Source organism: Bifidobacterium italicum (assembly GCF_002286915.1).
GTDB classification, from domain to species: Bacteria; Actinomycetota; Actinomycetes; order Actinomycetales; family Bifidobacteriaceae; genus Bifidobacterium; species Bifidobacterium italicum.
On sequence record NZ_MVOG01000030.1, the window covers coordinates 1 to 25,914 of the forward strand.

The window sequence follows — 25,914 nt, forward strand, 5'->3', positions numbered from 1 at the left end:
CGATCCGCTCAATCCGGACACGGACGGCGACGGCGTTTCGGACGGTGACGAGGTCACCGGCGCGAAGAACGACGGCAAGCCGACCGATCCGAACAGCGACGACACCGATAAGGATGGCGTCAAGGACGGTGACGAGATCAAGGACGGCACCGATCCGACGAAGCCCGACACGGACGGCGACGGCCTGCCCGATGGCGAGGAGAAGAAGATCGGCACGGATCCGACGAAGCCGGACACCGATGGTGACGGCATCTCGGACGGTGACGAGGTGAACGGTACGAAGAACCCGTTCCCCGACGGCAAGCATGATCCCGACGGCAAGCCCGGCAACACCGATCCGCTCAATCCGGACACGGACGGCGACGGCGTTTCGGACGGTGACGAGGTCACCGGCGCGAAGAACGACGGCAAGCCGACCGATCCGAACAGCGACGACACCGATAAGGATGGCGTCAAGGACGGTGACGAGATCAAGAACGGCACCGATCCGCTTGATCCGAATGACCCGGGCAAGAAGTCCGTCGATCAGCCCAAGGGCGCCAACCGCGCCTCGACCGCACAGCTGAGCCAGACCGGTTCCAGCATCATCGCCTTGGCCATCACGGCCATTGTGCTGATGCTCGCCGGTGTGGGCGTGCTCGTGTTCCGCAAGCGCGGCAACAAGTGAATGACCGCCGATTCCAGTCACTGAGACTGGAATCGGTCTCATTCACCGTGCTGGGCAGCCAGCCGGCAGTGGCCATCGTCCTCACGGATGTGCGCCGCTGTCTGTTGGCTGTCCCTCTATATCTCATCTTTTATTCGCCTCACTCATCACGAACTCATTCGACAGTCTTCTTATCCGAACACCGTCGCTCCGGCGCAATGGCGTGCCGCGGGGAATCGACGGACCCATCGTAAGGCATCCAAATGAAACAAATACGCAAGGCCTTTCCCGCCCTTGTCGGCCTCGTCACGGTCACCGCGCTGCTCACGGCGCCGCTGATGGCCGTTGCCGACGACGCATCGGCATCGACGAACAGCCAGCCGCAGTTGTGGTATGCACAGCCGGCATCCGAGACCGCATTGCGGCATAAACCCGGCAACAACGTGTCCGATGCGGACAACCAGTGGCAGCAGACGACGCTGCCGATCGGCAACGGTCGGCTCGGCGGCACCGTGTGGGGCGAAGTCAGCAGGGAACGCATCACCTTCAACGAGGAGACGCTGTGGACCGGCGGCCCAGGCAGCAACCCCGATTACAACGGTGGCAACAACGAGGCAAAAGGCCGTGACGGCGCGACGCTGCGCGCATTGAACGCCGAACTCGAACAAGGCTCCGATCTCGTCAACCCGGCCGACCTCACTGGCGGCGAGGACGCCGCCCAGCAAGGCTCCTACCAGAATTGGGGGGAGATCGACGTCGACTATGGATTCAAGGACGCCGCACACTCCTCCTACCGCCGCGGTCTCGACCTCTCCTCAGGCATCGCTGACGTCTCCTTCGTGCATGACGGCACGACGTACACGCGTGAATACTTCGCATCCCACCCCGATCATGTGATGGTCGGCAGGCTGACGGCGGACAAGCCGCAGGCGCTGACGCTCGACCTCGGCATGACGACGAACCAATTCAGCAAACGCAGCGAGACAAAGACCGTCGACGACGCGACGCTCATCGTGCGTGGCGCGCTCGGCAACAACGGACTCAACTACGACGCGCAGATCAAGGTGGTGGCCGACGGCGGCAGCGTCGCTGCGGCGGCCGACGGCACGAGCCTGCATATCACGGGTGCCGACGCCGTGACCTTCTACGTAGCCGCCGCCACCGACTATCAGCAGTCCTATCCGGCATACCGCACCGGCGAAAGCGCGGATGCGCTCGACAAGCGCGTCCGGGGCACGCTCGATGCGGCGGCTGCGCGCGGCTATGATGCCGTACGCGCCGACCATGTCGCCGACCATAGTGCGCTTTTCGATCGTGTGCGGTTGCAGCTCGGCGCGCCTGTCGATTATGCGGCGATACCCACGGACGCATTGCTGGACGCCTACAGCGACGGCAGCGCCTCGGACGCTCAGCGACGTGCGCTTGAGATGCTCGTCTATCAGTATGGACGCTATCTCGCAATCGGCTCGTCGCGTGAGGACAGCCAGCTGCCATCGAACCTGCAGGGCATCTGGTCATCGACCGCTGACGACAACGCGCACGGCAAGACACCATGGGGCTCCGACTTCCACATGAACGTGAACCTCCAGATGAACTACTGGCCGATCTATTCATCCAATCTCGCCGAACTCTCACAGCCGCTCATCTCCTACGCGCAGGGACTCGTCGAGCCGGGCCGCGTCACCGCGAAGACCTATGCGGGAGCCGTCACGCCGGTCGGGACGCCGATCGGCGCAGGCAACGGTTTCATGGCGCATACCGAGAACACGGCCTACGGATGGACGACGCCGGGCGCCGAATTCTCCTGGGGATGGAGCCCGGCTGCGATGCCGTGGTTGCTGCAGAACGTCTATGAGGCCTACGAATACGGCGGCGATCTCGACCAGCTGCGCGACGTCATCTACCCGCTGCTCAAGGAGGAATCAAGCCTGTACATCGACTTCATGCTGCACCGCTCTGCGCAGAAGGTCTCCGACGGTTCAAACCGCCTGACGACAGGCGTCGCATACTCGCCGGAACACGGTCCGCAGGGCACTGACGGCAACACCTATGAGAGCTCCCTCGTCTGGCAGCTGCTGCATGACTCGATCGAGGCCGCGCGGACGCTGAAGACCGATGATGCGCTCATCGGCTCGACCGAGCACTGCACGGCGGATAATTGGGTAAAGGATCAGGAAGGCCGCTTCGTCGACGCGCAGGCAAACCGTTCATGGTCGTGCGCCGTCAGCCTGCTCAAACCAATCGAGGTCGGCGAGAGCGGTCAGATCAAGGAATGGTATTTCGAAGGCGCGCTCGGCAAAAAAGCCGACGGCACCGACATCCCCGCATATGAACTGCATCACCGGCATATGTCGCATCTGCTTGGCCTGTTCCCCGGCGATCTGATCACGATCGACAACGCCGCCTACATGGAGGCCGCGAAGACCTCGATGCTGCAGCGCGGCGACGACAGCACCGGCTGGGGCGTCGGCCAGCGCATCAATGCGTGGGCACGCACCGGCGACGGCGACCATGCGCATCGTCTGATCGAACAACAGCTGAAGAACGCAATGTATGCGAATCTCTTCGATGTGCATCCTCCTTTCCAGATCGATGGCAACTTCGGCAACACCTCCGGCGTCGATGAGATGCTGATGCAGTCGAATTCGACCTTCGTCGCCGATGATGGCGCGACCTACGCCAACTATGTGAACGTGTTGCCGGCGTTGCCGTCCGCATGGGCCGGGGAGGGTCAGGTGCGGGGCCTTGTGGCGCGCGGCGGCTTCGTCGTCGACATCGATTGGGCGCAGGGCCGCACATCGCGCACGCATCTGCTGTCGCGCAACGGTGGCGCAGCCGCGTTGAAGCTCACGGCCGGAGGCGCCGCCGACTACACGGTGGTCGACGCGAAGGGCGCCGCCGTACCGCACCGGTATGTGACGAATCGCGATGGCACGACGTTGCTCGTGTTCGACACGACGGCCGGCGCCAACTACACGGTCCTGCCGTCGAGCGAGGTCCCGCCGACGCCCGGCGACGCGATAGACGAACCTGCGAAGCCAGGCATCCAGGACGGCGGCGGCAAGGACGTCGCAGGAAAGGACAAGACCATCGCGAAGCAGCCGGATAAGGCAAAACAGCCTGTGAAGACCAGCTCCGGACTGTCCGCATCCGCGGATGTCGCCGACACCGGTTCGTCGGCGGCTCCGGTCGCGCTTGCCGCGCTCGTGGCGTTCGTATCGGCGGCTGCGCTGCTCGGCTGCATGCGGTTGCGGCGCATTCGATGACGCCATGCTGTGATCGTTGAGCGCAGCGGGCCGGGCGACCTTCCGTGACAGGGTCGTCCGGCCCCGCTGCCCTCAACGCTTCAGAACTCAGATGATGCCCGATGAGATGTCATGGTCGAGCAGCCACTGGCGCAGGTCGGCGAATTCGGGAAGGCTCACCGCATGGTCGAGGCCGCGGTATTCGTGCGCGGTGAGCCATGTGTACTCCTCGAGCCATGCGAGCGTCTCGTAGATGTCGTACTTCGGCACGACGGTGTCCGCCGAACCGTAGCCGTAGAAGGTCGGGATGTTGAGTTCGAGCAGCCGTTCGTCGGCCGGATGGGCGGCCTCGACGGCGCCCGGCGCGAGGAACCCGGACAGGCTGATCGCCGCGCGGTAGCGCTCGGGGTGCACGCGCAGCAGCTGGATCGCCAGCATGCCGCCCTGCGAGAAGCCGATCGGCACGACGTCGCGGCCGGTGTCGACCTTCGCCATCACCCAGTCGTCGATCGCCGTGGCCGCCGCGAAGGCGTCGCGGTCGAGGTCCTCGCCGACCGGGATCGCGTCATGCAGCCACGAGTACGCCCCCGGTTGCATGGGCGACGCCTCCTGCAGCACGAGCGGCGCACGCAGCGAGACGTAATCGTTGTAGGGGGCCACATAGCGCATCATGTCGGCCAGGTCGTCCTCGTTGGAACCCCAGCCGTGCAGGCACAGGAACAGCGGACGGCCGCCGGCGGCGGTGGCGCCGTCGCGCGACGTGCGCGCGGCGGTGACGGTGAGCGGATCGCCGAAACGGCCGGGAACGACCGTCGACGGGCGGCCGACGAGGGCGCCGCGGGCTTCGGATGCATCAGTCATACCGCCAATATACGCGTATCGTGCGCGCCCCGTCGCGCTCGTATGCGCGAATCAGCCGACCGCGGGACGGTCGTTCGGGCATCATCGATGCGTCGGCGTACGCAATTACACTGAATCCAGCATGACCATGCGCATACGGCCATGGCATGGGAACCGATCCGTCACGAAGGAGATGCCCTTAAGATGCTGCTGTCCGATCGCGATATCCTCGCCGCGCAGGCCGAGGGCCATATCTCGCTCGATCCGTGGACGCCTGAAATGGTGCAGCCCGCATCGATCGACGTGCGTCTCGACCGTTTCTTCCGTCTGTTCAACAACCATGCGTACACCTATGTGGATCCGGCGGAGAACCAGGGTGAGCTCACCGAGCAGTTCGAGGTCGAACCCGACGAGCCGTGGATCCTGCATCCGGGCGAGTTCGCGCTCGGCTCGACATGGGAGTACGTCAAGCTCGACGCGACGCTCGCCGCGCGCCTCGAAGGCAAGAGCTCGCTCGGCCGTCTCGGCATCCTGACGCATTCGACGGCCGGTTTCATCGATCCCGGCTTCGAAGGCCACATCACACTCGAGCTGTCCAATGTCTCGACGTTGCCGGTGAAGCTGTGGCCGGGCATGAAGATCGGGCAGATGTGCTTCTTCCAGTTGAGCTCGCCGGCCGAGCATCCCTACGGCTCGTCGACGACCGGCTCCCACTATCAGGGACAGCGCGGCCCGACGCCGTCGCGCTCCTATGTGAACTTCTACCGCGCGCAGATCACCGACTAGTGGTCGGCGCCCACGAACGTGCCCGTCGCGGCGTTCCCGTTATGTGCTGCGGATGTGCCCGCGCCGCCCGCACGTCCGCATGAGATGAAGAGAGGCTGACGACCAATGGCGAACAATTCCAACCCTTCCAATTCCGATCTGCAGTTCCCGAGCGATCCCGCCGGCGACATCGACCCCAGTCTGCAGCCGGTCGACGAACGCGTCGACAGCGCCGCGCTGCGCTTCCCGTCCTTCGACGATGCGCCGACGCCGAAGCATGGCCCATCGCGTGCACGGACCACGGCGTCCACGCAGCCGTCGACGTCTGAGCCTTCGTCGCCGACCGCATCCGCAGATGCCGCGCCGACGTCGCCGGCGCAGCCGCAGGCGGCCGCCGCACGCGCCGAGACGCAGGCGATGCCGACCTTCACATTCGCGAATTCGAACACCGAGGCGCCGATGCAGGCGATGCCGGCGTCCGCTCCGTCGGCGCTGGACGACGACGCGGCTTCCGATGATTTCAACGTGCCAGTGTGGGGCGCTGCCGAAGGGAGCGCCGCTGCCGCCGATGACGAGCAGACCGAGCTGTTCCCGCCGGCGCCGACCCCCACGTCGGTCAACACCCATACGCAGGTGATGCAGGACGGCGCGACGACGGCGACATTGCCGCCGATCACCCCGCACGCCGGGCCGCGGGACGGTGCCGGCGCCGAAGGCACCCGGGTGCTCGGCAGGACCGCGTCGTCCTATACGAACACCGTCATCAGGCCGACATCCGAAACGGCGCCGGCCTCCTTCGATCCGCTCGAGGAGGTCGCCGATGAGGACGACGGCGCGGAACGGGACCCCGAACCCGACAACGGCCGTCACGGCCGCGGCCACGGCGCGCAGGCCGGCTCCGGCAAGAAGAGGATCGTCATCGCCGTCATCGCCGCGCTCATCGTCGTCGCGCTCATCGTCGTCGGCGTCGTGCTGTGGCAGCGCGGCAAATCGGCCGACGCGAAGGATGCGGCGCTCGCTTCGTGCCGGCGTTCGCAGCAGCTCGTCCAGACCGTGTCGGCGACGCTCGACAAGGAGGTGAAGGCGGACGGCTCGCTCGCGTCGACGTCGCAGGACGCCGTCGCCGACGCGTCGACGGTCACGAAGTTCGCCGACGCGCTGCAGCAGGCGACGGCGCTGCAGAAGGACACGCAGGGCGTCGACCAGATGTGCGCGACGTCGCTCTCGCAGCCGGCGCTCGAACAGGCGGCGCGCAAGCTCGACGCGCAGGCCACGCAGATCGAGGACGCGACGAAGTCGCTCAGGGACGCCGCCTCCGCCGTCAACGCGTCGAAGGACGCGCGCACGAAGTCGGACGGCGTCAGGAAGGACTTGCAGTCGGCGATCGACGAGGCGCAGACGCTCTACGACGAATCGGCCGGACTCGTCGTCGACGAGGCGACGCGCGAGGCGCTGCAGCAGGCGATTGACGATGCGAAGAAGGCGGTCTCCGATGCCGGACTCACGCAGGAGGCCGCCGACAAGGCGCGTGACGCGCTGCGTGCGGCCGGCGACACGGTGCGCGCCTCCGAGGATGCGCTGACGGCGGCGAACGCGGCCGCCGCCGAGGCGCAGCGCCAGCAGGAGCTGCAGAACGCGACGAACGGCACGCAGCAGCAGCCGGGACTCAACGGCGCCGGCGATGCGACCGGCACCGTCAACGGCGGCACCGGCGATGCGACCGGTACGACGACCGGCGGCGACACGACCGGCGTGCCGACCGTGCCGACCGTGCCGTCAACCGGCGACACCGGTACGACGACGGTGCCCGGCGGCACGACCGGCGGCGCGCTGCAGTAGCCGGCGGCGGCCGTCATCGGCCGCCTAACGGCGCGGGAGGCATACGGAAGCGCATACGGGGCGGCGCCGCCCATGATGGCCGGCGCCGCCCCGCGCGTTCGGGGAAGATCGATCAGAAGTTCGCGTCGGCGGCGACGCTCATCACATAGACGTTCTTGCGCAGCTGCTTCGCCTGCGCGCGTGTGATGTCGCCGTTTTCGAGCATGTCCTGGATGACGCCGAGCTCGATGCCGAAGCTTTCGCGCTTGACGGCGTTGATCCGCGTGGACATCGACGCCGAGTTGCGCATGTTCGGCCGCGACTTGAGCGACGCCTCGGCGCGGCGGTAGTCGAGCAGCATCCCCGAGACGATCTCCGTGTCGTAGGTCGTGCTCGTCATCTCCTCGTACAGCCGGTCGATGACATGGTCGATCGCGTCGGTCTGCAGGTCGCGCATGCTGCCGTACACCTCGTCCTCGCTGAACATCGGCGTGCTGCGGCGGATCCTGTTCGTCGCGCGCCGCGAGACGATGACGGTGCGCCGCTGCAGCGAGTGCACGCGCCCCTTGATCTGCCACAGCACATGCGACGAGTCACGTTCGGTGTGCGTGTGGCGCAGCGTCGTCATGATCTGGTCGAGCAGCCGTTCGCAGGCCTCGACGCGGATGCCGCGCTCATGCGCGTCGATCAGCGGGTCGATGCGCGTCTCGGCGAGCCTGCGTTTGACGTAGTCCTTCTCCCAGTCGAGCGCGGCCAGCTGCAGCTTGGCGCGCGCGTCCGCGTTCGACTCGCCGAGCCGTTTCTTCAGCCGCGTGATGCGCTGCGTGTACGAATTGATGACGGCCATGACGGGAGCGCGGTTCTCGTCGGTCGTCAGTTCGGCGAGCTCCTCGACGGTGCGCCGCAGCACATCGATCGACGCCTCGGTGATCTCGCGGGACTCGGCCGCCGCCTTGTTCGGTGCGATGATCGGCAGCAGGAAGTTCGCGAGCAATAACGTGACGATGATGACGCCGCCGGCGATGAAGATGAGCTCGTCGCGCATCGGGAACCATTCGCCGTTCGCGAGCGTGTAGGGGATCGTGAACATCAGCGACAATGTGATCGTGCCCTTCGCGCCGCCGAAGGTCATGACGGCCGCCGAACGCCAACGTTCCGGCGTCATGCGGCGGCGTTTGCGCGAGTCCTCGGCGCGCGTCAGGCGCAGCATCGCCGACACCCACAGGAAGCGCAGCCCGACGATGACGGCGGCGACGCACAGGATGATCGTCGTCAGCGTCCAGTTGCTGATCGCAGGGTTGTCCCAGCTCGCGCGCATCGCCCCGGGCAGCAGCAGGCCGAGCAGGATGAACACGGCGCCGTTGAGCGAGAACGAGAACACCGACCATACGCTCGACGCGACGATGTTCGTGCGCGCGACGTTCGGGCCGATGCCGGTGCGGTCGAAACGCATCGTCAGGCCGGCGGCGACGACGGCGAGGATGCCGGAGACGTGCACGGCCTCGGCGCCCAGATACAACAGGAACGGCAGGAAAAGCTCGAGCAGGATGCGCGACGTCGTCGTCTCCCAGCCGAGCTGACGCGAGGTCTCGAACAGCCAGTTGGCGACGATGCCGACGACGAGGCCGAACAACGCGCCGCCGAAGAAGGAGACGACGAATTCACCGACCGCCTCGGTCACGCGGAACTGGCCGGTGATGGCCGCCGTGATCGCGAATTGGAAGCCGACGATGCCGGAGGCGTCGTTGAACAACGATTCGCCTTTGAGCACGCCGATCTGACGTTGCGACAGCGAGGCCTCATGGCTCAGCGAGCTGACGGCGACGGCGTCGGTGGGGCCGAGCGCGGCGCCGAGCGCAAGCGCCGCGGCGAGCGTGAACATCGGCCAGATCGCGTGCAGCGTGAATCCGACGACGACCATGATCGCGATCGCCAGTCCGACGGCGAGCGACAGCGACAGCTTCAATGATTTGAGCAGCTGGCTTTTGTTGATCTCATGCGCCTCGAGGTAGAGCAGCGGCGCGATGAACAACACCATGAACAGCTCCGGATCGAGTTCGGTGGCCGGCATGAAGCCCAGCTGCGCCATGAGCACGCCGAGTGCGATCTGCACGAGCGGCGTCGAGATGCGCGGGATGAAGCGGCTCAAGAACGAGGAGAGCAGCACGGCGGCGACAACGCCCAGAATCAGTTCGAAAATCGCCACATTGGTCCTCCTTGGCCCTTTTGCCGTTGCCGTCACGTCACAATCCCCGCGTGGAGCATTCATCAGGGGGATACGGTTCAGCATAGCAAGGGGCGCGTTACCGGCATGTGGCGCATCGTATGATGGGACCGTATCCGAAGAAGTCGCCGAACGACGCAAGGAGCCGCCGATGCCGCTGATGCCGATGGACCGCGCGTCGATGCGCGGATGGATGGGGGATGCGCTCGCGCTCGCCGACGAGGCGGTCGCGCACGGCGACGTGCCGGTCGGCGCGATCGTCGTCGACGCGCACGGCGACGTCGTCGGAGTCGGGCGCAACATGCGCGAGCGGGACGCCGATCCGCTCGCCCATGCCGAGATCCTGGCGATGCGTCAGGCCGCCGGCGCGCGTGACGACTGGAATCTCGAGGACTGCACGCTCATCGTGACGCTCGAGCCGTGCCCGATGTGCGCGGGGGCGTGCCTGCAGACGCATATCGGACGCATCGTCTTCGGCGCATGGGACGCGAAGCTCGGCGCCTGCGGGTCGGTCTGGGACATCCCGCGCGACCCGCATGTGGGCCATGTGCCCGAGGTCGTCGGAGGCGTATGCGAGCGGCCATGCGCGGCCAGACTCGCCGATTTCTTCCGTGCGCGGCGCGCATGAGCCGGCGTCCCCATAGGTTTCGGCGGCCTATTTTCTTGCCGATGGCGCGAACACGCCGACATGTGTCAAGGAATGCGTGAGCTCCTAGGATGATCGTCCATCGCATATCGGCCGCGGCGACGACGCATACGCGGCCCGGATGAAAGGACGGACGATGGCCACGATCATGGATTGCAACGGAACCTCGAGCCGCGGCGAGGCGGTGCGTGTCATCTACCTCGAACGGCGTGACGCCCGCGCGGCCTTCGCGTTCGCGATCGTCGGCGACGAGCTGCCGCGCATTGTGCATTGGGGGCGTCCATTGTCCGATCCGCGCACGCTCGTCTCCTGCGTCGACGCGTTGCGGCCGCAGCGCGTCTCCGGTGCTCTCGACGAGACCGCGTGGCCGAGCGTGCTGCCGACGCAGGCCGAGGCGTGGACGGGTTCGCCGCGTTTCGTCGTGCGCGCCGACGGCGTCGAACTGTATTGCCGATTCGCCGTCACCGATGTGCGAATCGACGATGACGGCGTCGACGTCGCCGCCGAGGACGGCGAGCAGGGCGTGCGGATCGTCTGGCGCTGCGAACTGCGCGACAGCGGCCTCGTGCGGCAGCGGCTGACGGTGATGAACGGGCGCGCCGAGGCGCTCGAGGTCGGACATGTCGAACTCGCGTTCCCGGTGCCCGCCGACATGACCGAGCTGCTGACGACGACCGGCCATCATCTGCGCGAACGTTCGTCGCAGCGCCAGCCGTTCACGATCGGCCGCTTCCAGAAGGCGAGCATGGTCGGTCGTCCCGATTTCGACGCGTCGCTGCTGCTCAACGCCGGACGCCCCGGCTTCGGCTTCACCGACGGCGACGTCTATTCGGTGCATGTCGCCTGGAGCGGCAACTCGCTGATGGCCGCCGAACGTCTGCCGTACACGACCGGCCTGATCGGCGGCGGCGAGGCGCTCGCCGGCGGCGAAATGACATTACCCGCGTACGGCGGCGACGGAGCGGACGGTGCTCTGCAGGACGCCGGCTACACGACGCCATGGCTCTACGGTTCGCACGGCGACGGTCTCAACGAGGTCGCCTCGCGCTTCCACGACGAGCTGCGCGCGACGCATGCACGCCGGCGCGCCGCGCACGGCGTCGCCGACAAGCCGCGACCGGTCATCCTCAACACCTGGGAGGCCGTCTATTTCCGGCATGACTTCGATACGTTGAAGGCGCTCGCCGACAAGGCCGCCGCCAGCGGCGTCGAACGCTTCGTCGTCGACGACGGATGGTTCGGCGACCGCCGCGACGACACGGCCGGTCTCGGCGACTGGCAGATCGCGCAGGACGTGTGGCCCGACGGCGAGCGTTCGCTCAAGGCGCTCGCCGACCATGTGCACGCCAAGGGCATGGAGTTCGGCCTGTGGTTCGAACCGGAGATGGTGAACCCGGATTCGCGGATGTACCGCGGGCATCCCGACTGGGTGCTGCGCCCCACCGCGCACCGTTTGCCGATGCAGGGGCGCAGCCAGCAGGTCGTCGATCTGACGAACCCGGACGCCTACGCCTACGTGTACGGCTGCATGGACGCGCTCGTCGGCGGACTCGGCATCGACTACATCAAATGGGACCACAACAAATATGTGACCGAAGCGGTTTCGCCGCCCACCGGCCGCCCGGCCGTCCACGGGCAGACGCTCGCCGTCTACCGCATCCTCCGTGACCTCAAGGACGCCCATCCGGGCCTCGAGATCGAAAGCTGCTCGTCCGGCGGCGGCCGCGTCGATCTCGCGATCCTCTCGCTCGCCGACCGCATCTGGGCGTCCGATTGTGTCGATCCGGTCGAACGCGCCGACATCCAGCGCTACACGTCGCTGCTCGTGCCGCCCGAGATGATCGGCGAGCACGTCGGCGCAAGCCCCGCCCATTCGACGCACCGCGCGACGAGCCAGCGGATGCGCATGGCAATGGCGTTCTTCGGGCATCTCGGCATTGAATGGAACCTGCTCGAGGAGCCGCAGTCGGCGCTCGACGAACTCGGCGTATGGGTGGACGCCTACAAGCGGCATCGCGACGACTTCGCGCACGGCATCGTCGTGCACGGCGACACCGCCGATCCGGCCGTGCGCGTTGACGGCGTCGTCAGCGCCGACGGGGAGCGCGCCGTCTACCGTTTCACGCAGTTGACGACGTCGCAGACCTATCCGGCCGCGCCGGTGCGGCTGCCGGGCCTCGACCCGGACGCCGACTACCTGATCCGGCCGCTGCCGTGCAACATCGACAGCGGCGAGCCGTTCACATGGATCGGCAACGGGCAGAGCGCGCTCGGCTGGTGGAACGCCGACGGCATCGTCATGAACGGTGCGGCCCTCGCCGCCTTCGGGCTGCGGCCGCCGTCGATCCATCCGGCGAACGCCGTGCTGTTCGCCGCGACGCGCGTCTGATCAGCTGATGAACGCGGCGATCGCGCGGGCGGCCGCCGCGTCCGACCACAGCCTCCAGCTGAACTCGGGGATCGTGAAGGACACCGGCGCCGCCTGGCTGTGCCGGTAGGCGTCGATGCCCTTGCGGATGAACTCGCGGTTCTTCTTCGCGATGAACGAGCTTTCGCCGCTGATGAGCACCTGCGTCGGCATCGCGAGGTTCGAGACGGTCGCGACGAGCACGCCGAGGCGGAAGCAGGTGCGTTCGCCGAGGCGGCGCGCCTGCGGCCTGTTCATGTCGAGATCGTGCGCGAACTCCTCGAAGGACGTCACCCTGCCGATGATGCCCGAATACTCCTCGGCGATCGAGTCGGAGGTCAGGCACTGCGAGCAGCCCACATGCCCGGAGGAGCAGCGCGGTCCCTCCGGGTCGATGAGCACATGGCCGGCCAGGCCGTAGCTTTTGTCCGGATTGTCGATCGGATTGCCCTGATCGGAAAGCGAATAGCCGACGCCGGCGCCCATCGTGATGACGGCGAAGCGCGGAATCCCGATCGCGTCGCCGAACCAGCATTCGTACAGCAGGATCGAATCGAGGTCGTTGAACACCTTCGTCGGGATGCCGGTCGCGCGCTGCACGAGGCCGCCCAGATCCACGGCGGAATCCCAATACAGGAACGGCGCGAAGGTCACGAAACGGTCGTCGTCGATATGGCCGCCGAGCGAGAGCCCGATCGCCGTCGGCGCCGGCATGTCGGGAGCGGCGGCCTCCCGCATCATGCGCGCGATCTGCGCGACGAGCGCATCGGGGGAGCGGTCGGCGATGCCCTCGGTCAGCTCGGCGCCGATCGGGCGGCACATCGTGTTGACCTCGGAGACCGTGATCGCGCCGTCGTGGATGTTGGCGCCGAGGAAGACGTGCTCGTCCTCGCGGATGCGCAGCGCCGTCTGCGGACGTCCGCGCCGGCCGCCCGCGTCGTGGGACGCCACTCCCGCGGGCAGCGTTCCGGTCTGCGCGCCGCCCGCCGGCAGCTCCTCGATGACGCCGTCGTAGATGAGGTCGCTCGTGATGCGCGACAGGGCGCCCTGCGACAGGTTGAAGATCTGCGCGAGCGGCGTGCGCGCGATCGGCCCGTATTGCATGATGCCGCGCGCGACGTCGTGCGTGGCCTGTGACTTGCTGAACCAGTGCGGGAACTCGAGTCGATCCGAATTTGTTTCCATGGGTATATAAATATACGCCGTTTTTCTTGCGCCGTTTTCGGACGCGCGGGACGGTGGGAATGAAATTCGCGCATCCATACACTGCAAGGTGTCGGCGGACGTGATGGCGCGGCCGTCGGTTGAGGAACAGGAACACGGGAACGGACGAGGGAGTCACGATGACATTCGCAACGAACAGCGGACCGTCGGCGCTGCGGCGGCTGTGGAAAGGAATCGGCGCCGCGGTATGCGCGCTCGCCGTCGGACTGGCGACGGCCGGCTGTGGGGCGTCGAACGCCGACGGGCAGGTCACGCTCGATTTCTTCCAGTTCAAGGCCGAGGCCGCGGACTGGTTCAAGCAGGCGGCCGAGGAATTCGAACGGGACAATCCGGACATCCATATCAACATCAACAATTCCGCGAACGCGCAGACCGATCTGCGCACGCGTTTCGTCAAGGACCGCGTCCCGGACGTCATCACCTTCAACGGAGACTACAGCTTCGGCACCTTCGCGGCGAGCGGCGTCTTCCACGACTTCACCGACGACCCGATCGTCGACGGGCTCAACGAGGGCATGGTGGACATCGCGAAGAACCTCGTGCAGACGACGGATCCCGCGAAGAAGCGGCTGTACGGTCTGCCGTTCGCCGGCAACGCGTCCGGCTACATCTACAACAAGGACCTGTTCCGCAAGGTCGGGCTCGACCCGGACGATCCGCCGAAGACATGGGATGAGTTCACGTCGATGCTGCAGATGTTCCGCGACGCCGGCATTGACCCCGTCCAGGCGACGCTCGCCGACGCGTGGACGACGCAGGCGCCGCTCGCATCGCTCGCCGGAACGCTCGTCCCCGAACGCGAATACACGGATCTGCGCAACGGCACGACGACGTTCAGGCGGATCTGGACGGAACCGGTCGCCAAGGAGATCGAACTGTTCGGCTACGCGGACGGCGAGAAGGGCGTCACCTACCAGCAGGGCACGCAGAACTTCGCGAAGGGCGCCACGGCCATCATTCCGCTCGGCACCTATGCGATCCCGCAGATCACGATGATTAACAAGGACATCGATCTCGGCTTCGCGCAGATGCCGGCGACGAACGACGCCGACGGGCAGATCCTCACGGCCGGCGACGACGTGATGCTGACGATGGGCGCCGACAGCAAGCATCCGGAGCAGGCGATGCGCTTCATCAGGTTCCTGATGAGCAAGGAGCGTCTTGAGGACTACGCGCGGGCGCAGTCGGCGATCACGCCGCTCAAGGAGACCTATTTCGGCAACCCCGCACTCGAGACGGTGCGTCCGTTCTTCGAGAGCAACCGTGTGGCCGATTTCTGCGACCACTACATCCCTTCGTCGATCAACATCGGCGGCTATCTGCAGTCCGCGATTCTGAGCGGCAACGTCAACCAGTTCGTCGATTCGATGCAGAACGAGTGGGACAAGGTGCAGGCCCGCGACTTCCGCGAATGAGACTGCCGAGATTGCAAGGAAAGGAAGGACAGAAATGACTTCGTTGACCAACGCCGATCAGCAGGCGCGCGCGATGGAGGACGTGCTTGCGAACGACATCGACACCCGCCGTTCCCGCAGACCGGCGAGCAAGACGCCGCGCAAGAGGAAGGCTTCGGCGTTCTCCGACCGCAAAGTGGACCACGCCTACTATTGGATGGCCGTGCCGGCCGCGGTGATCTTCGCCGTGTTCCTCTACGTGCCGTTCATCCAAGGCGTGCTGTACTCGTTCACGAACTCGCAGGGCTACGGTGACTACGACTGGATCGGATTCAAGAACTATATGGCGCTGTTCCATGACGGCCGCGTCGGACACGCCTATCTGTTCACGTTCCTGATCGCGATCGCGATCACCGTGCTCATCAATGTGATCGCCTTGTTCCTTTCGGTCGCGCTCAACGGCAAGATCGCATGGAAGAACGGATTCCGCGCGATCTACTTCATCCCGTACACGTTGGCGGTGCTCGTCATCGGCTACGTGTTCAAGTACATCTTCATGCAGCCGCTGCCCGCGCTCGGGAAGGCGCTTGGCATCGGATGGCTAAGCGAATCGCTGCTGACGAGCGAACGCCACGCGTGGATTCCGATCGTCTTCCTCGCCGTGTGGCAGGGCGTCGCCTATTCGGTGCTCATCTACCTCGCCGGTCTGCAGACGGTGGACACCCAGGTCTACGAGGCCGCCGCGATCGACGGCGTCAACGCGTGGCAGAAGTTCTGGAAGATCACGTTCCCGCTGATCGGACCGTTCTTCACGATCAATCTCGTGCTCACGATGAAGAACGCGCTCGGCACCTTCGATCAGGTCGTCGCGCTCACCGACGGCGGTCCGAACTCGAAGACGGAGACGGTGACCTACCTCATCTGGAAGGGCGGCCTCACCGGCGGCGAATACGCCTATCAGACGGCCAACGCCGTGCTGTTCTTCATCGTCCTCGCGATCATCGCGTTCATTCAGCTCAAGTTCTTCAGCAGCAAGGAAAAGGTGTGAGACCATGACCACCGCAACCACCACCATCGCATCCGCATCATCCACACGGCCGTCCGCCGACGCGGCGCATATGAAGTTCCGCAAGGACCGGCGCATCAACTGGTGGCTGACGGCCGTCGTCGCCGTGTTCAGCCTGACGATTCTCGTGCCGTTGTACTTCACCGTCGTCACGGCGCTGAAGACGCCGGCCGAAGCGGGCAGCTTCAGCTTGCCGTCGAGCTGGCAGTGGGGCAACTTCGCCGCCGCGTCGGCGAAGGTCGACTATCCGCGCGCCGCGCTCAATTCGGCGATCATCACCGTGCTCGCCGTCTCGCTCACGCTCGTGACGAACACCTTCGTCGCCTACGCGATCGCGCGCAACATGGACAAGCGGTTCTTCCGCTTCCTCTACTACTTCTTCATCGCCGCGATGTTCGTGCCGTTCCCGGTCGTCATGCTGCCGCTCGCCAAGCAGATGGGTTCGTGGCATCTCGACAACCAGGCCGGCCTAATCATCCTCTACGTCATCCTCGGCCTCGGCACGAACCTGTTCATCGCGACCGGCTTCATCCGTTCGATCCCGGTTTCGCTCGAGGAGGCGGCGCGCATCGACGGCGCCGGCACATGGCGCATCTTCTGGAAGATCATCTTCCCGCTGATGGGGCCGATCAACGCGACGATCGCGATCATGACGGCGCTGTGGGCGTGGAACGACTTCCTGCTGCCGCTCATCATCCTCACCGACCAGAGCAACCAGACGATTCCGCTCGCGCAGTATGTGTTCAGCTCGCAGTTCGCGACGAACTACCCGCAGGCCTTCGCAAGCTATCTGATGGCGATGGCGCCGGTGCTCGTCGTCTACGTCTTCGCCCAGAAGTGGGTCGTCGGCGGCGTCATGCGCGGCGCCGTGAAGTAGCGCCGCGTTCATCGCGCGATGTTCGGCCGCATATCTCGATTGTTCGAAAATGCAATCGAGATATGCGGCCGTCGTATTGGCGGAGGGTGCATATGGACGATGAGGTTGGGCGGTTCTGGTCGGGATTGCGCGCATGGCCGCCGGCGTATGTGCGCATATGTGCCGATGCGCTCCCGCGCGCAGTCGCAGCCCATCCACACACTCGCATAACTCGCTTTTTCATTTGAACGTCCGAGTAATGCGAGCGCAGGCGGAGAGGATATGCATATCGTGGCCTGCGCGAAAAGGTGATGTCGGGGAGGAAGTGTGCTGTAATCATCGTACGATTCGACATCAGCGCGCGAAGGAGCATACATATGACGAGACGACTGCCCGAGGTCACGGAGGTGACCGCACACACGGAATGCGGACCCGCGGGGGAGTGCGCCGCACACATGTTGCCGCTCGAATCGGTCGACGTGCGCGATGACGGCGAACTCGTCGAAGTCGCCGTGCATGCGCAGCTGCCCGTCGGCAATCCGATTCTTGACCATCCGACGTTCCGCGCGACGCGCGCGCTCACGGTGATGTGCGCGCTGCCGATGCCGGGATCGCCGATGCTGTGCCTGTATCAGCACAAGGAATGGTGGATGCGCCCAACATGGGTGAACGGCTTCGCGGACGTGCCGCCGCGCACGCAGATGCTGTTGTGGCGTGCCGCGGACAGTCGGTGGCATCTGCTGCTCGCGGTGAGCGATCGCGCATGCCGTGCCGATATCCGCGGTGTCGAGGGATGTGCGGACGGCGTGGCGATCGACGTGTCGACGAATCAGGTGGGGCATACGACTGTGGAGGGTCTGGCGTTGCTGTATGCGCATGGCGACGACCCGTATACGCTCATCGAACGATGCGCGCGGCGCGCGGCGCAGGCCAACGGCATCGCGATGCGAGACGGGCGTCCGTTCCCGCAGACGCTGCGCGGTCTCGGCTGGTGCACCTGGGATTCGCTCGGCCAGCAGGTGAGCGAGGAGGGCATCCTCGCCAAGATGGAGGAGTTCCGGCGGCTGCGGGTGCCGATCTCCTGGGTGCTCATCGATGACGGCTGGTCGCAGACCGAGGACAACCGCCTGCAAGGGTTCGGGGTGGATTGGACACGGTTCCCCGAAGGTCTTGGCCATACGGTGGAAGTGCTCAAACAGCAGTATGGCGTGGAACATGTCGGCGTATGGCAGGCATTCCAAGGGTATTGGGAAGGTGTGGACCCCGCTTCGGAGGATTGGGCCGATCCCGAGTCCACGAATCCGGTCTTCGAGGTGCTGTCGGGCGTGATCCTGAGGTCATTCGAGCAGTTGCCGAACGGCATGCTGATTCCGTCGCCACGCCATAACGCGGGGTACATGTTCTGGCATCCTTGGGACTGCTGGCTCGCCGAGGATGGCATCGACTTCGTCAAGGTGGATTCGCAGAGTACGATGTCGGTGCTCACACGCGGCATGGAATCGTTTGGTGCGCTGCGCGACCGGCATGCCGTGCTCGACCAGGTTGTTGCAGAGGTATTCGATTCCGCGCTCATCAACTGCATGGGCATGGCGCCCGAGAACTACTGGAGCCGCCCGACGTCGCCGATCACGCGCACAAGCGACGACTTTTTCCCGCGCATCCCCGAGTCGCTGCCCGAACATGCGATCGAGAACGCCTACTGCTCGCTGTTGATGGGCTGCCTCTACCACTGCGACTGGGACATGTTCTGGACGACGCATCCCGACGCGCATGTGCATGCATGGCTGCGGTGGATCAGCGGAGGGCCTATCTATTGTTCCGATGCGCTCGGCGCAACCGATCCGGAGACGTTGCGGCCGTTCTTCGACGAAGGCGGCGTGCTCACCCATCCCGACGGCGTCGGCATGCCCGTCGCGGACAGTCTGCTCGCCGACCCCGTGCATTCCGCCGTTCCCCTCGGCGTCCGCAACACGTTCCACGGCGAGGAGGTGCTGTTGTTCGTCGGATTGAACACTGCGGCCGCCCAGTCCGCACACATTCCCGCCGGCGACTCCGCGTGCTTGGTGCGCAATCTGGAGACGGGCGAATGCACGCAGGTCGGTGCAGGTGAAACGCTCGACATCGAACTGCGGTACGGCGAATACGCCGCGCTTGCCGTGGTCCGTGCATAAATACTTTCCCACACGCCCACAGCGCACGGCGAATGGGAAACTAATTCACCGCCGACTACTATGGTCACATCTGAAAATCGTTGGAATACCAAGCAAAGGAGCCGCAGCCATGACCACACTCAACCGTTCCGCGTTACCCGATTCCGCGCGCACGAACGGCGCCACGCCGAACCCATGGTGGGCGAACGCCGTCGTCTACCAGATCTATCCGCGCAGCTTCCAGGATTCCAACGGCGACGGCATCGGCGACCTCAAAGGCATCACGAGCCGCCTCGACTACATCGCCGACCTCGGCGTCGACGTCATCTGGCTCAGCCCCGTCTACCAGTCCCCGCAGGACGACAACGGCTACGACATCTCCGACTATCAGGCGATCGACCCGATCTTCGGCACGATGGCGGACATGGACGAGCTGCTCGAGCAGGCGCACGCCCGTGGCATCAAAGTGATCATGGACCTCGTCGTCAACCACACCTCCGACGAGCACGCATGGTTCCAGGAGTCGCGCGACCCGGACTCGGACAAGGCGGATTGGTACTGGTGGCGTCCGGCGCGCGAAGGCAAGACGCCCGGCGAACCGGGGGCCGAACCCAACCAGTGGGGCTCGTACTTCGGCGGCTCCGCCTGGCAGTACGACGAACAGCGCGGCGAATACTTCCTGCACCAGTATTCGAAGAAGCAGCCGGATCTCAACTGGGAGAACCCGGCCGTGCGCAAGGCCGTGTACGACATGATGAACTGGTGGATGGACCGCGGCATCGACGGCTTCCGCATGGACGTCATCACGCAGATCTCGAAGGTCGTCGACGCCGACGGCCATCTGCCCGGCGAACCCGGCGGCGCGATCGACGACTACCCGGCGGGCGAGGAAGGCTATTCGTCGCCGTACCCGTTCTGCTCCGACGGCCCGCGCATCGACGAGTTCCTCAAGGAGATGCGTCGCGAGGTCTTCGAAAAGCGCGGCGGCTACATGAACGTCGGCGAAGCGCCGGGCGTCGACGCCGTGCGCAACGAATTCATCACCGACCCGGCGAACAAGGAACTCGACATGCTGTTCCTCTTCGACCACGTCGGCATCGACCAGGGCGACTCGAAGTGGGACATCGTCAAATTCGACGTGCGCCACCTGCGCGAACAGCTTAAGGCGCAGCAGGAGGCCGTGCACGATCGTGGCTGGGCGAGCTTGTTCACCTGCAACCACGACCAGCCGCGTGTCGTCACCCGCTGGGGCGACGACACGAGCGAGGAGATGCGCGCACGCTCGGCGAAGGCCTTCGGCATGCTCGTCCACCTGCATCGCGGCACGCCGTACGTCTATCAGGGCGAGGAACTCGGCATGACCGGTGCGCACTTCACGAAGCTCGACCAGTACCGCGACCTCGAATCGATCAACGCCTACCGTCAGCGCGTCGAAGAGGCGAAGGTGCAGTCGAAGGAATCGATGATGGAGGCGCTCGCGCTCTTCGGGCGTGACAACGCGCGCACGCCGATGCAGTGGGACGGCTCGAAGTACGCGGGATTCATGGCTGCGGACGCGAAGGGCGAGCCGTGGATCTCGGTGAACCCGAACCATGTCGAGATCAACGCGGCCGCGCAGTTCGATGATCCGGACTCCGTGTACTCGTTCTACAAGAGGCTCGTCAACCTGCGGCACAACAGCGCGCTCGTCGCGGCCGGCGCGTGGGAGCTCGTCGACGATGACGACGAGAAGGTCTACGCGTTCACGCGCACGCTCGGCGACGACCGCATGCTTGTCGTGCTTAATCTGAGCGGCAAGCACGCCGAACTGCCGAAGTCGGTGGAGCGGCTGCTCGAGCGCGGCGCCCACGCCGTGCGCGAAGAGGACATCGTGCTGAGCACGATCGACGCGATCCACAGCGCGAAGGCGCTCGAAAACGGCGAGCTGGCCGCCTGGGAGGGCGTCGTCGTCCAACTGTGACGACGCTGACGGTCCACTGATGGTTGGGGACGGTCCAACTGCCGTCCCCAACCATATGAGGTGCCGTTGCCGCTCCTTCCCGACCGAGATGCCTCCGGTATCCGAGGCTGCGTGGTGCAATCCGCCCCCGTCGCGTTCGCTACGTCCCTCCGTGGCGAACGGTCCACGCGCATGTTGCGCCTCTCGTATTCGCTACGGGGAGCCCTAGCGACCTTTTCGCGCGCGGGCTGCACCTGTGACGGTCGCACGGCCACTCCGGCCGTGTCCGTCTCGCCCCTGCGGCCACTAGGCGGACGCGGTGGCCGCGGAACGCGTGCGGAACCCTACAATAACGGCTTATGGAACAAAAAGATGTATTGCAGGCGATGCGGCATGACCATGCCGCCGAACTGAAACTGGCCGCCGAACGACTCGAGGGAACCGCGAAGCATACGCAGCTCATCGCATCCCCGGTGCTGTCCGAAATGACCGGCCACACGATTCTGCTCAAGCCGGAGAACCTGCAGGTCACCGGTTCGTTCAAGATTCGCGGCGCCTACAACAAGATCGCATCTTTGACCGACGACGAGCTCGCCCGCGGCATCGTCACCGCGTCGGCCGGCAACCATGCGCAGGGCGTCGCGTATGCGGCGCGCGAACGCGGCGCGAAGGCGACGATCCTGATGCCGCAGATCACGCCGCCGCTCAAGGTGGACGCCACCAAGGCGTACGGCGCGGACGTCGTGCTGCACGGCGATGTCTTCGATGAGGCCGCCGCCTACGCCATCGAGCTTTCCCAGAACGAGGGCATGACCTACGTGCCGCCCTTCGACGACTACGAGGTGCTGTGCGGACAGGGCACGATCGCGATGGAGATCCTCGAGGATTGCCCCGAGGCCACCGACATCGTCGTGCCGCTCGGCGGCGGCGGCCTGGGCGCGGGCGTCGCGCTCGCCGTCAAGACCTTCCGCCCCGACGTGCGCGTCATCGGCGCCATCCCCGAAGGCTCGCCGGCGTGGCGCAAGTCGCTCGACTCCGGCCGCGTCGTCGCCGCGGACAAGGTCGTCACGTCGGCCGAAGGCGTCGCCGTGCGCCGCCCGGGCGACCTGACGTTCGCGTTGCTCAACGAGTTCCTCGACGACCTCATCGAGGTCTCCGAACGCGACATCAACGAGATGATCCTGCTCATGCTCGAAAAGCACAAGATGGTCGTCGAGGCGGCCGGCGCCGTCTCGCTCGCCGCACTCGAACACCTCAATCTGCGTTCGCGCAAGTTCGCCGAGGCGGAGGGCGAGCATGTCGTCGTCCCGATCATGTCCGGCGGCAACATCGACACCGTCACGATCGGCGCAGTCATCCAGAAGGGCATGATCGCGCGCGGCCGCATCATGAACTTCGAGGTCGAGCTGCCGGACACGCCGGGCCAGCTCGTCAAGGTCGCGACGATCCTCGCGAAGGCGCGCGCGAACGTCATCGCGCTCGACCACGACCAGTTCAAGGCGAACGGCCACTACACGAATTCGGTCGCGCTCGGTGTCACCGTCGAGACGAACGGGCCGGAGCACATCGAACAGGTGCTGCAGATGATGCGCGACGCCGGGTACGTCCCGAAGCGCATCTACTGAGCGCGCAGTGCGGCGATGTTCCACACGGTGTTCCACGTGCAACATCGCGCGGCGGACGGTTGATTGCGACGCCGACAAGGGCCGGATGCGGAGATTCCCTCCCGCATCCGGCCCTTGTCGTTGCCTGTCATTGCCGATGCTCCGCCGCTTGTCGCGTGAAACCCACCGCTTGCCGAACCATCGGAGTTTTCGCCGCGCGACGCGGATATCGTGGCGGTAACGCATCCGGGCAATCCCACGCGAACGTCCGCGGCGTGCACAGTCGCGGGCGAACGGATACCGGCGAACACATACCGAGGAGGAACGAAGCCATGCGAGTCGAGTTGTCGATGAATCCGGCGGCCGCGCACGAGGAGGCGCATGTCACGGCGCGCGCATCGAGCGACGCCCTCGATCGGGCGGTGCGACTGCTCGCGTCGATCGGAGACGACGCCACGATCGTCGAACATGGGGGCGCCCTGCATGACGCCGTCGTCGGCAGACGCGGCGGCGGCATCGTCGTCGTGCCGGTCGCCGACGTGGCCGTCGCGCGCGCGGACAACGGCGCCGTGCGGCTTGTGACGGCGAAAGGCGTGCTGAAGACGAACAGTCGTCTCTACGAACTCGAACGGCAACTGGGTGCCGACTTCGTACGCATCAGCAAATCCGCGATCGTCAACCTCAACAAGATCGACCGCATCGAGCCCGGCTTCGGCGGCGCATACGGCGTGCGGATGGTCGACGGCACCTTCGAATGGATCTCGCGACGCTACCTCGGTGCATTCAAGGCCGCGCTCGGCATGTGAGAACGCGCTGCGACGGGCAACGGCAGGCGTCGCGGCAATTACAACGGCAAACACAGTCTGAAGGAGGCTGACATGACCACGAACACGAACAATGGCGGCACGAACGCCGCCGTCATCGGCAAGGCGATGGCGAAATACACGGCGGTCGGCATCGGCATCGCCGCATTCATCGCGATGACCTTCTCGGCGGTCGCTGGGCTCGTCATGGGAGGCGAAACCGGCGCGACGCTCGTCAAACAGTTCGTCGCGATGCTCGCCATCGGCACCGCATACGGTGCGCCGGCCGTCGTCTGGCTCAGCGACCGCCTCGCGACGTGGGCGCAGATGCTCATCGCGCTCGCGCCGGGTACCGTCATCTACATGCTGATCGCCTGGTGGATCGGCTGGATTCCGCGTCAGTATGGCCTCTGGGCGGTCGTCGGCGTCGTCGTGTTCATTCTCGTGTTCACGGCGATCATCTCGGCGATCTGCGGCGTCGTATTCCGTTCCGACGTCCGTCGCATGAACACGCAGCTCAAGCTGCGCCGCGGTCGTCGGTGAACCACGCGTCGCGCGATGTGCGGGCTGCGCGCAGGCGCATCAATGATGTCGCCGGCGTCGGCGACATATGCATGGATGGGGCGGATGGGCGGCGTTCGCGCACACGCCCATCCGCCTCCGCGCGCGGCGCTTACTGCTGATTCGCCGCGATCGTCTCCTCTACGAGCTGCGGCAGCGCGACGGCGATGTCGTCGTGGATGAGACGATCGGCGAGCGAATCATACTGCGTGCGTCCCATGTTCATGATCGTGATCGGCGTGCCCGCCTGGGCGGCCGCCGGCACGATGCTCGCCGCCGGGAACACTTCGAGTGTCGAGCCGACGACCCACAGTTCATCCGCCTGCTGCGCGGCGCGGATCGACCGTTCCATCGCGCCTTCCGGCAGCATCTCGCCGAAGTACACGACATCGGTCTTGAGCAGCCCGTTGCAAGGCATGTTGCCGCTGTACGGCAGCTTGCGATGGCAATGCGGATCCGGCTCCTCGTCGAGCCTCGCCATGATGTCCGCCGTGTCGTAGCGCGCATGGCATTTGAGGCAGTGCGATGTGCCGATCGTGCCGTGCAGATTCACGATCCTGTCCGGGCTGTTGCCGGCCTTTTCATGCAGCGCGTCGAAGTTCTGCGTCGCGATGAGGCTGAGCAGTCCCGCCTTTTCGAGGTCGACGAGCGCATAGTGCGCGGCGCCGGGCTCCGCGTTCCACACCGGCGATTCCTTCTGCCACCGCCATGAGTATTCGCGCGCCTCCTTGTCACTGAGGAAGGCGTCGATGTCGTACACCTGCATCTGGTCGGGATGCTTCGTCCACACGCCGTCAGGGCCTCGGAAATCGGGGATTCCCGCCGATGTGGAGATGCCTGCCCCGGTGAACACCATGATCTTCTTCTTCGCCATGTCGCGCTCCTGTTCTTGTGTCCGCAACCGACGGGCGCCGCATGCGATGCGCGTCCGACGCCGTCGTCTATAGGCTTACCATGAACGGCGCTGATGCTCGGGCCGTCTATGCGCAGCGGGGAGGGGCTCCTGATGCCGTCGGTGATTCGACGGTTGGTGTGTGACACGCGGGTGGGTGGGTGTTTTTGGGTGGTTGGTGTGGGTGTTTTGGTTGGTTGGGTGTGGTGTGGTGGTGGTTGGTGGGGTGTTTGCGACACGCCGGTGGATGTGTTGTGGTTGTTGGGTTTTGGTGGTGTTGTGTTTGGGTGGGTTTGCGTTTTGGTTTGGGTTCGTGTAAGTTATTCATCTTGCTGCCGGTTGGTGAGCTTCGGGACTGGGTTCCGGTGTGATCCGGCTGTGTGTGGTGGTTTGAGAACTCAATAGTGTGTACTGTACTACTTCATCATATGGCCGACGTTTGTTGGTTGTGTGGTGGTCTTTGATTGCCAGTCCGATGCCCGCCCGTGTGGTACCCGAGGGGGTTTGATGGGTGTCGGGGTTTTTGTGTGACCGTCCTTCCTTATTGGATGGTCCGTCTTTTTCTTTTGTGAGTCATCTGTTGGATGTCTCCATGAATGTTTTTTGTGGAGGGTTCGATTCTGGCTCAGGATGAACGCTGGCGGCGTGCTTAACACATGCAAGTCGAACGGGATCCGGCCAAGCTTGCTTGGCTGGTGAGAGTGGCGAACGGGTGAGTAATGCGTGACCAACCTGCCCCATGCACCGGAATAGCTCCTGGAAACGGGTGGTAATGCCGGATGCTCCGCGCCCTCCGCATGGGGGTGTGGGAAAGGCTTTTGCGGCATGGGATGG

At 65.3% G+C, this 25,914-nt stretch carries 18 protein-coding genes and 1 rRNA gene; 15 read left to right on the forward strand and 4 right to left on the reverse strand.

Features of this window, described 5'->3' with window-relative positions:
* Both B1400_RS10065 and B1400_RS07405 read left to right on the forward strand, forming a co-directional pair.
* Nucleotides 1-667, forward strand: a 667-nt coding sequence (locus tag B1400_RS10065) for an LPXTG cell wall anchor domain-containing protein (protein ID WP_133064640.1), incomplete at its 5' end; no start/stop codon positions are given.
* 242 nt (nucleotides 668-909) lie between these two features.
* Nucleotides 910-3,912 carry a glycoside hydrolase family 95 protein gene (locus B1400_RS07405; RefSeq protein WP_095613781.1) on the forward strand — a complete coding sequence of 1,001 codons (3,003 nt, stop codon included), beginning with the start codon at nucleotides 910-912 and terminating at the stop codon, nucleotides 3,910-3,912.
* A gap of 87 nt (nucleotides 3,913-3,999) precedes the next feature.
* Here the strand turns inward: B1400_RS07405 and B1400_RS07410 are convergent, their stop codons facing one another.
* Entirely contained in the window at nucleotides 4,000-4,752 is a 753-nt protein-coding gene (locus B1400_RS07410; RefSeq protein ID WP_095613782.1) for an alpha/beta hydrolase, read from the reverse strand.
* Between the two features lie 183 nt (nucleotides 4,753-4,935).
* Here B1400_RS07410 and dcd point away from each other — a divergent pair, with 183 nt between their 5' ends.
* Both dcd and B1400_RS07420 read left to right on the forward strand, forming a co-directional pair.
* Nucleotides 4,936-5,517, forward strand: coding sequence for a dCTP deaminase (gene dcd / locus B1400_RS07415; protein WP_095613783.1), 582 nt, complete (start codon nucleotides 4,936-4,938; stop codon nucleotides 5,515-5,517).
* 105 nt (nucleotides 5,518-5,622) lie between these two features.
* Nucleotides 5,623-7,335, forward strand: coding sequence for a hypothetical protein (locus tag B1400_RS07420; protein ID WP_095613784.1), 1,713 nt, complete (start codon nucleotides 5,623-5,625; stop codon nucleotides 7,333-7,335).
* Between the two features lie 112 nt (nucleotides 7,336-7,447).
* Here B1400_RS07420 and B1400_RS07425 read toward each other — a convergent pair whose 3' ends face one another.
* On the reverse strand, nucleotides 7,448-9,520 hold the full coding sequence (locus tag B1400_RS07425) for a Na+/H+ antiporter (RefSeq protein WP_095613785.1): 2,073 nt from the start codon (nucleotides 9,518-9,520) through the stop codon (nucleotides 7,448-7,450).
* A 169-nt stretch (nucleotides 9,521-9,689) separates the two neighbouring features.
* On the opposite strand from B1400_RS07425, the gene B1400_RS07430 reads away from it, so the two are divergent.
* Nucleotides 9,690-10,166 (forward strand): nucleoside deaminase, encoded by a 477-nt coding sequence (locus B1400_RS07430; protein WP_235607385.1) that lies wholly within the window; start codon nucleotides 9,690-9,692, stop codon nucleotides 10,164-10,166.
* A 154-nt stretch (nucleotides 10,167-10,320) separates the two neighbouring features.
* Nucleotides 10,321-12,573, forward strand: coding sequence for an alpha-galactosidase (locus tag B1400_RS07435; RefSeq protein ID WP_095613786.1), 2,253 nt, complete (start codon nucleotides 10,321-10,323; stop codon nucleotides 12,571-12,573).
* On the opposite strand, the gene B1400_RS07440 is transcribed toward B1400_RS07435, so the two are convergent.
* Complete coding sequence (locus B1400_RS07440) at nucleotides 12,574-13,776, reverse strand: ROK family protein (RefSeq protein ID WP_095613787.1); 1,203 nt, start codon at nucleotides 13,774-13,776, stop codon at nucleotides 12,574-12,576.
* 158 nt (nucleotides 13,777-13,934) lie between these two features.
* Between B1400_RS07440 and B1400_RS07445 the strand changes: the two genes are divergently transcribed.
* The 8 genes from B1400_RS07445 (at nucleotide 13,935) to B1400_RS07480 (ending at nucleotide 24,170) form a co-directional block, all read left to right on the forward strand.
* Nucleotides 13,935-15,230: an ABC transporter substrate-binding protein gene (locus tag B1400_RS07445; protein ID WP_095613788.1), complete on the forward strand. Its 1,296-nt coding sequence runs from the start codon at nucleotides 13,935-13,937 to the stop codon at nucleotides 15,228-15,230.
* A 73-nt stretch (nucleotides 15,231-15,303) separates the two neighbouring features.
* Nucleotides 15,304-16,257 carry a carbohydrate ABC transporter permease gene (locus tag B1400_RS07450; protein ID WP_095613794.1) on the forward strand — a complete coding sequence of 318 codons (954 nt, stop codon included), beginning with the start codon at nucleotides 15,304-15,306 and terminating at the stop codon, nucleotides 16,255-16,257.
* 4 nt (nucleotides 16,258-16,261) lie between these two features.
* Entirely contained in the window at nucleotides 16,262-17,152 is an 891-nt protein-coding gene (locus B1400_RS07455) for a carbohydrate ABC transporter permease (protein WP_162288196.1), read from the forward strand.
* 356 nt (nucleotides 17,153-17,508) lie between these two features.
* A complete protein-coding gene (locus tag B1400_RS07460) occupies nucleotides 17,509-19,302 on the forward strand; it encodes a Sip1-related alpha-galactosidase (RefSeq protein WP_235607386.1) in 1,794 nt (597 codons plus the stop codon).
* A gap of 109 nt (nucleotides 19,303-19,411) precedes the next feature.
* A complete protein-coding gene (locus B1400_RS07465) occupies nucleotides 19,412-21,241 on the forward strand; it encodes a glycoside hydrolase family 13 protein (RefSeq protein ID WP_095613789.1) in 1,830 nt (609 codons plus the stop codon).
* A 338-nt stretch (nucleotides 21,242-21,579) separates the two neighbouring features.
* Complete coding sequence (ilvA, locus tag B1400_RS07470) at nucleotides 21,580-22,845, forward strand: threonine ammonia-lyase (RefSeq protein WP_095613790.1); 1,266 nt, start codon at nucleotides 21,580-21,582, stop codon at nucleotides 22,843-22,845.
* 311 nt (nucleotides 22,846-23,156) lie between these two features.
* Complete coding sequence (locus B1400_RS07475) at nucleotides 23,157-23,630, forward strand: LytTR family DNA-binding domain-containing protein (protein ID WP_095613791.1); 474 nt, start codon at nucleotides 23,157-23,159, stop codon at nucleotides 23,628-23,630.
* A gap of 72 nt (nucleotides 23,631-23,702) precedes the next feature.
* Complete coding sequence (locus B1400_RS07480; RefSeq protein ID WP_095613792.1) at nucleotides 23,703-24,170, forward strand: DUF3021 domain-containing protein; 468 nt, start codon at nucleotides 23,703-23,705, stop codon at nucleotides 24,168-24,170.
* A gap of 130 nt (nucleotides 24,171-24,300) precedes the next feature.
* Here B1400_RS07480 and B1400_RS07485 read toward each other — a convergent pair whose 3' ends face one another.
* A complete protein-coding gene (locus tag B1400_RS07485) occupies nucleotides 24,301-25,062 on the reverse strand; it encodes an SIR2 family NAD-dependent protein deacylase (RefSeq protein ID WP_162288197.1) in 762 nt (253 codons plus the stop codon).
* A gap of 620 nt (nucleotides 25,063-25,682) precedes the next feature.
* Here B1400_RS07485 and B1400_RS07490 point away from each other — a divergent pair.
* A 16S ribosomal RNA gene (locus B1400_RS07490) occupies nucleotides 25,683-25,914 on the forward strand; the annotation flags it as partial.